The 6,907-nt window shown below is 65.3% G+C and carries 6 protein-coding genes and 1 pseudogene; 4 read left to right on the top strand and 3 right to left on the bottom strand.

What is annotated here, in order from left to right:
* Both A5686_RS26980 and A5686_RS25585 read right to left on the bottom strand, forming a co-directional pair.
* A pseudogene (locus tag A5686_RS26980) lies at window positions 1-588 on the bottom strand (FHA domain-containing protein); the annotation flags it as partial.
* Window positions 589-687: 99 nt separating this feature from the next.
* Entirely contained in the window at window positions 688-1,176 is a 489-nt protein-coding gene (locus tag A5686_RS25585) for a MarR family winged helix-turn-helix transcriptional regulator (RefSeq protein WP_067940264.1), read from the bottom strand.
* 118 nt (window positions 1,177-1,294) lie between these two features.
* Between A5686_RS25585 and A5686_RS25580 the strand changes: the two genes are divergently transcribed.
* Together A5686_RS25580 and A5686_RS25575 are read left to right on the top strand one after the other, a co-directional pair.
* Window positions 1,295-3,352, top strand: a complete 2,058-nt coding sequence (locus tag A5686_RS25580; RefSeq protein ID WP_231986480.1) for a DUF2232 domain-containing protein — start codon at window positions 1,295-1,297, stop codon at window positions 3,350-3,352.
* Window positions 3,349-4,197, top strand: a complete 849-nt coding sequence (locus tag A5686_RS25575; protein WP_067940257.1) for an energy-coupling factor transporter transmembrane protein EcfT — start codon at window positions 3,349-3,351, stop codon at window positions 4,195-4,197. Before A5686_RS25580 ends, A5686_RS25575 begins: the two co-directional genes overlap by 4 nt.
* A gap of 25 nt (window positions 4,198-4,222) precedes the next feature.
* On the opposite strand, the gene A5686_RS25570 is transcribed toward A5686_RS25575, so the two are convergent.
* A complete protein-coding gene (locus tag A5686_RS25570; protein WP_067940254.1) occupies window positions 4,223-4,669 on the bottom strand; it encodes an Lrp/AsnC family transcriptional regulator in 447 nt (148 codons plus the stop codon).
* 122 nt (window positions 4,670-4,791) lie between these two features.
* Here A5686_RS25570 and ddaH point away from each other — a divergent pair, with 122 nt between their 5' ends.
* Both ddaH and rocD read left to right on the top strand, forming a co-directional pair.
* A complete protein-coding gene (gene ddaH, locus A5686_RS25565) occupies window positions 4,792-5,658 on the top strand; it encodes a dimethylargininase (RefSeq protein ID WP_067940251.1) in 867 nt (288 codons plus the stop codon).
* Window positions 5,655-6,905 carry an ornithine--oxo-acid transaminase gene (gene rocD / locus A5686_RS25560; RefSeq protein WP_067940248.1) on the top strand — a complete coding sequence of 417 codons (1,251 nt, stop codon included), beginning with the start codon at window positions 5,655-5,657 and terminating at the stop codon, window positions 6,903-6,905. The genes ddaH and rocD overlap by 4 nt, the downstream gene beginning before the upstream one ends.
* Window positions 6,906-6,907: the final 2 nt, after the last annotated feature.

The following is a 6,907-nucleotide window of genomic DNA, read 5'->3' as shown; positions in this document are numbered from 1 at the left end:
TTTTGTCGCCCCTCGGCGAGAGCCGCAACCCGCCGCCCGACCGCGAGCCGCAAAATCCTCAGCGCTGAGTACCGGCGGGGGCGCGACGACGGGCATGCGCTGGGTGGCGCTCTGGGTGGGCAGCCGCGGGTCGGGCTCGTGCGGACCAGCCGGCGCCCGCGTGCCCGGTGGTGGAACCGGAGGCGCCTGCGGCGCATTGTGCGGGGGATACGCCGGGCCACCGGCCGGGGGATGACCGGGCGCCGCGGCCGAGGGTGCGGTTTGAAAGACGAGGCGGGGGCCGGCCTGGGGATCCCCGATGGCGATCCCCAGGCCGTCGCGGATCTCTACGGTGGGCAGTCGTGATCCGCCGGCGAAGATGCCGCGACGGCTCAGATCGATAGCCACCCATTGAGTTCCGGTGAACCGCAGGATCACGTCGACTCGGGGCGCCGGCGGCCGTTGCGGATCGTGGTCGAGAGGCTCCAGCGGAATGTCGCAACCCGGGCCGTAGCCCACGATCACGTCGCGGCCAGGGTTGAAGACATACCTCGTCGGTCCGGCCCATACGGTCAGCGAGGCCGGAAGGGCCGAAGCCTCTGTCGGCATTCCCCGCCACCTTTCACCAGTTGATTGATCACGCCCGCAAGCGCCGGTCGCCGCGTTCGCTTAACTGTCTACCCTTGCCCCAACTCCAACCATCAGCGTTCACACCGTGGTGCGCCGACCCGCAACGGAACTGGCACGCGAGTCGTTGTCGAGCAGCCCGCGCAATACTTGCACCGCTTGTACCAGCACCTGACGGTCCGAGGGGTCGAGCAGCGCCAATTGCGGTTCGATCGCGGCGGCGCGGTCGGCCCGAACCGCGTTGAGCGTGCGCCGGCCCTCGGCCGTAATGCGAATTCGGACCGCGCGCGCATCTCCCGGGTCGACCATCCGCGTGACCAGGCCGGCCTCCTCGAGGCGGCGCACTTGCGTCGTCATCGTCGGTTGCGAACAGTGATCGACGGCGGCCAGGTCACCTATTCGGGCTTCGCCGTGAGCTTCGATGGTGGCCAGCAGCCTGGCCTGCGCTGCAGGTAATGGCATCTGGATGCGCTGGGTTGCCATGCGGTTGAGCCGCGCGACCACGGCGAGCAGGTCGGCTCCCAGGCCCTGCGCTCCCTCGAGTTTTGCGGCTTCGACGACGTTGTCCATGCATCCATCGTTGCATAGCTTTGCTAAGCGAGGCCGAAATAGGACGAGTTTCGGGCGTTCGCACCTCAGACGAATGTGATGGCGGGAGTTAGCACTGCGGCCTGGCAGAATCGTTGAAGTGAAAACCCCGCCCCCGGTCCGTTTGCGAGACCGGGGTGGACCGCTACAACCAGCCGAGTTGGCGCAGGGCTCGGTCATGGGTGCCCTTTGCGCGGTGATCGCAATTATTGCCTCGCTCATCCCGTTCGCTCAGGGGTTGGCACTGCTGGGGACGGTGCCGATGGCGCTGTTGGCATACCGCTACCGGCTGCGAGCGCTGGTCGCCGCCACGGTTGCCGCCGGGATGATCACTTTCCTCATTTCCGGACTGGGCAGCTTGGCGGCCGTCCTCATCTGCGCCTATATCGGCGGATTGACCGGGCTTGTCAAGCGCAAGGGCCGCGGCCCATCGACTGTGGTGGTCTGGTCGTTTGTCGCCGGAGCCGTTATTGGCGCAGTGACCGTCGCAATGTTGAAGGTCTTAACCCGGCTGCGGCATCTGATCTTTCACGTTGTGACCGCCAATGTGGACGGCGTCAATGCGTTCCTGGTGCGAGTGCATCTGCAAGGAGTCGCCGCCGGGGTGCAGCGGTGCTTCACCTTTGGGCTGCACAACTGGCCGTCGTTGCTGCTCGGTTACCTCACCTACGGGGTGATGGTCTCGTCGTTGATCGGGTGGTGGGTTCTCTCGCGGCTCTTAGAGCGGATGCACAACATTCCGGATGTGCACAAGCTGGACGCAACTGACAGCGCTGGATTCTCGGAGGGCCCGATCGGCCCGGTGCCGGTCCGATTGGTCGACGTGCGATTCCGCTACCCCGGTGCCAGCCAAGATGCTTTGCGTGAGATCAGCCTCGACCTCCGGGTCGGCGAACATGTCGCGGTTGTGGGCGCGAACGGTTCCGGTAAAACGACCTTGACCCTGATCTTGGCGGGCCGGGAACCGACGTCGGGTGCCGTATATCGGCCCGGCGCAGTGGGTTTGGGAAGGGTCGGCGGCACATCGCTCGTGCTTCAGCACCCACAAACCCAGGTCTTGGGCACCAGGGTCGCCGACGATGTCGTCTGGGGGTTGCCGCCGGGTACCGAAGTCGATGTGAATCGGCTGCTGGGGGAGGTCGGCCTGGAGGGGCTCGCCGAGCGCGACACCGGAAGTCTGTCCGGCGGGGAACTGCAGCGGCTGGCACTAGCCGCCGCACTCGCCCGGGAGCCCTCGCTGCTGATCGCTGACGAGTTCACCAGCATGATCGACCAGCCGGGCCGCGAACTCCTATTGGACGTGCTGTCCGGTCTCCCCGAACGGCACCGGACCGCCCTGGTGCATATCACGCATTTCGACAATGAGGCCGCATCGGCGGATCGCACAATCAACCTCAGCGATTCATCCGACAACCGCGCAATGGTCGAAATCGCGCCCGCGCCGTTGCCCACCGGCGCGGCCAGTCCCGGCTCCAACACACCGGTCATCGAGGTGATGGGCGTCGGGCACGAATATCACAGTGGGACACCATGGGCGAAGACGGCTCTGCGCGACATCAACTTCACGGTGGAGCAAGGCGATGGACTTCTGATCCACGGCGGCAACGGATCTGGCAAGTCGACACTTGCGTGGATCATGGCTGGGCTGACGGTGCCCACCGAGGGCGTCTGCCTTATCGACGGCGAACCCACCCATCAGCACGTCGGCGCGGTGGCTTTGTCGTTCCAGACCGCCAGACTGCAGTTGATGCGCAGCCACGTCGACCGGGAATTGGCATCGGTTGCGGGCTTTTCGCCCACGGACCACGACCGCGTGGCCGCTGCGTTGACCGCGGTCGGACTGGATCCTGTGCTTGCCGAGCGGCGCATCGATCAACTCAGCGGAGGACAGATGCGCCGCGTGGTGCTGGCCGGACTGTTGGCGTGTTCGCCCCGGGTGTTGATTCTCGACGAACCGCTGGCCGGGCTGGACGCCAGCAGCCAGCGCGGCCTCCGGCGAGTGCTTGCGAATTTGCGCCGGACGCGTGGCCTGACCTTGGTGGTCATTTCGCACGATTTCGTCGGACTTGATGAGGTGTGTCCGCGGGCAATCCATTTACGCGACGGTGCGCTGGAAACGGTGTCTACCACTGCCGCCGGGGGAGGCTTGGCGGGATGACAACTTTCACCAGGGCGGCCAATGCGAACCGGCGCCGTTCCAGATCGGTCGTCCTGCTGGTCCCGGTGCCCGGGAGTTCGGCCATTCACGAATTATGGGCCGGTACTAAATTGCTGGTCGTCTTCGGCGTTTCCGTGCTGCTGACGTTCTATCCGGGATGGACGACGATCGCGTTGGTGGCGGCACTGGTGGCAGCGGCGGTCCGGACTGCACGGATTCCGCGTGGCGCTCTGCCGCCGATTCCGCGGTGGCTGTGGGCTCTTCTCGCATTGGGCTTTGTGACCGCGGCGCTGGCCGGTGGCGCACCCAAGGTACCGATAGGCGATGTGGTCATCGGGCTCGGTGGAGCTTTGCACTTCTTCAGGATCACTGCACTGACCCTCGTGTTACTGGGGCTTGGAGCGATGGTGTCGTGGACCACGAACGTTGCCGAAATCGCGCCCGCGGTAGCGACGTTGGGGCGTCCGCTGAGATTGCTGCGCATTCCGGTTGACGAATGGGCGGTGGCGCTGGCGCTCGCGCTGCGCGCCTTTCCGATGCTGCTCGACGAATTTCATGTGCTCTACGCCGCTCGTCTGTTGCGGCCCAACCGAATACCCTCAGGCCGCAGGGCACGGCTCCGGCAACAGAGACGCGGGATGATCGACCTGATGGCCGCGGCGGTCGTCGTGACTCTCCGTCGCGCTGACGAGATGGGCGACGCAATTACCGCCCGTGGCGGCATCGGTCAGCTATCCGCCAGCCCGGCACGGCCGAAACTGGCTGACTGGTTGACACTTGCGATCACCTTGTTCGTCTGCGTCGCCGCAGTAGTGATCGAGACCCTGTTGCCGCAAGTCGGCTGATGTCGGCGGCGCTGACCGCCGCGCGTCAAGGCCGCATCCGGTCGATCAGGTTGGATAACACGACGATGCTCTCACTGCGTTCGATGTCGGCGCTGGACCGGATTCTTTCCAATGCGGCCTCCAAATGTCGCATGTCGCGGGCCAGCACATGCAGGATCGCATCAGAGGTGCCGGTGACTGTCGCGGCGCTGAACACCTCGGGAATATCCACCCACGCCGCTCGAAGTTCGTCGGGCGCGATCCGGCCGTGGCAGAACACCTGCACATAAGCTTCGGTATTCCAGCCCAAGGCGTTGCGGTCGACGACGGTGGTGAAGCTCTTGATGACGCCGCTGTCCAACATCCGGTCGACGCGCCGCTTCACCGCCGGCGCAGACAAATTCACCTTCTCCCCGATCTCGGCGAAGGTGGCCCGCGCATGCTCGGTGAGTTCGGCGAGGATGCGCTCGTCGGTCTCGTCCAAGCGATCCATCGCGCTCCTTTCCCGGAGATGACAACAAATCGACGTATCCAGAATTCTAGCGCAATAAAGTAACGGTAGACACGCAAGATGTGTAGTTTGATTAACTTCTGGGCCCTCAATATCGTTGATTCATGACGGAACAACCCCTGGTAGCTCCCCGAACCGCGGGGCGGGCGGCCGGGCGGGCCACGCCCGGCCGCATGCCGAGCGTCCGTCGGTATGCGATGACGCCGCCGGCCTTCTTTGCGGTCGAATACGCGATCAACCCCTGGATGGACATCACCGCACCCGTCGATGCCCGCCTCGCGCAAGCGCAGTGGGAAAGCTTGTATGAGACCTACCTACGACTGGGGCATCACGTTGATGTGGTTCAGCCCGTGGCCGGGCTTCCGGACATGGTCTATGCCGCCAACGGCGGGTTCGTCGCGCACGATGTCGCGCTCGTCGCCAGGTTCCGGTTCGCCGAGCGGGCCGGCGAATCGCACGCGTACGCCCACTGGATGTCGTCGGTCGGTTACCGGCCGGTATACACCCGTCACATCAACGAAGGACAAGGCGACCTACTGAAGGTCGGCGAGATCGTGTTGGCCGGCTGGGGATTTCGCACCGACCGCCGTGCGCATGCGGAAATCTCCGCGGCGCTGCGCGCGCCCGTGGTCTCACTGGAGTTGGTGGACCCTCGCTTCTATCATCTCGACACGGCCCTGGCTGTTCTCGACGATCACACCATCGCGTTCTACCCGCCGGCATTCAGCGTCGCCGCCCAGGAGCAACTGCGTGCGCTGTTCCCGGATGCCATCGTCGCCGACACTGCCGACGCTTTCGTACTGGGCCTCAACGTGGTTTCCGACGGCCTGCACGTCGTGTATCCCTGCGAGGCAACGGGCTTCGCGGCGCAGCTGCGCCGAGCCGGCTTCGAGCCGATCGGCGTCGATTTGTCCGAGCTGCTCAAGGGCGGCGGTTCCGTCAAGTGCTGCACATTGGAGGTATTCCCATGACGATTCTCGATGCGCAGACATCGCAGATGGTCACCGCCAGTCGAGTCCAGACGGCGATCAGGCTGGTGGAAAGGCGCGCCGCGCACAACTATTCGCCGCTTCCGGTGGTCGCGGCAAGCGCCGAGGGTGCTTGGATCACCGACATCGACGGTCGACGCTACCTGGATTGCCTGTCCGCCTATTCCGCGGTGAACTTCGGTCACCGAAACCCGGAGATCACCGCCACCGCGCATGCCCAACTCGACACGGTGACGTTGGTCAGCCGCGCATTTCATTCCGACAAGCTCGGACCCTTCTGTGCCGCACTTGCCTACTTGTGCGACAAGGACATGGTGCTGCCGATGAACTCAGGCGCCGAGGCTGTCGAAAGCGGCCTTAAGGTCGCTCGAAAGTGGGGCACCGACGTCAAGGGCGTTCCCGCGGATCAGGCCAACATCATCGTGGCCGACAACAACTTTCACGGCCGCACGATCAGCATCGTCAGCTTTTCCTCGGACCCCACGGCGCGAACCGGATTCGGCCCTTTCACGCCGGGGTTCCGTTCGGTGCCGTTCGGAGATGCCGCAGCTCTGGCTCGAGCGATCGACGACAACACCGTCGCGGTGCTGTTGGAGCCGATCCAGGGCGAAGCCGGGATCATCGTCCCGCCCGACGACTACCTGCCAGCGGTCCGCGCACTGTGCAGCGAGCACAACGTGCTGATGATCGCCGATGAGATCCAGTCGGGCCTGGCCCGCACCGGCTACACGTTCGCCTGCGATCGGTGGCGGGTGGTCCCCGACGTCTACCTGCTGGGCAAGGCGCTGGGCGGCGGAGTGGTTCCCCTGTCGGCGGTGGTGGCCGACCAGGACGTCCTGGGCGTGTTGCACCCCGGCGAACACGGTTCGACCTTCGGTGGCAATCCGCTGGCCGCCGCGATCGGCGCCACCGTGGTGTCCATGCTGGCGCGCGGCGAATTCCAGGCCCGGGCGACCGCGCTGGGCGCGCATCTGCATCGGCGGCTGCGACAGCTGCTCGGCCACGGGGTCCAGGAGATACGGGGCCTGGGGTTGTGGGCCGGCGTCGATATCGACCCCTCGCTGGGCAGCGGCAAGGAGTTCAGCCTGCGACTGGCCGATCGCGGCGTGCTGGTGAAAGACACCCACGGTTCGACGCTGCGCTTCGCGCCACCGTTGGTGGTCACCGCCCAGGAGATCGAGTGGGCCGTCGGCCAGCTTGCTGCGGTATTGCGGGAGGCTGCTTCATAATC

This window comes from Mycobacterium sp. E2479 (genome assembly GCF_001667925.1).
In the GTDB taxonomy this organism is placed as follows: Bacteria; Actinomycetota; Actinomycetes; order Mycobacteriales; family Mycobacteriaceae; genus Mycobacterium.
Note: the sequence above shows the minus strand (reverse complement) of the source record. Positions and strands in the feature narration are given on the sequence as shown.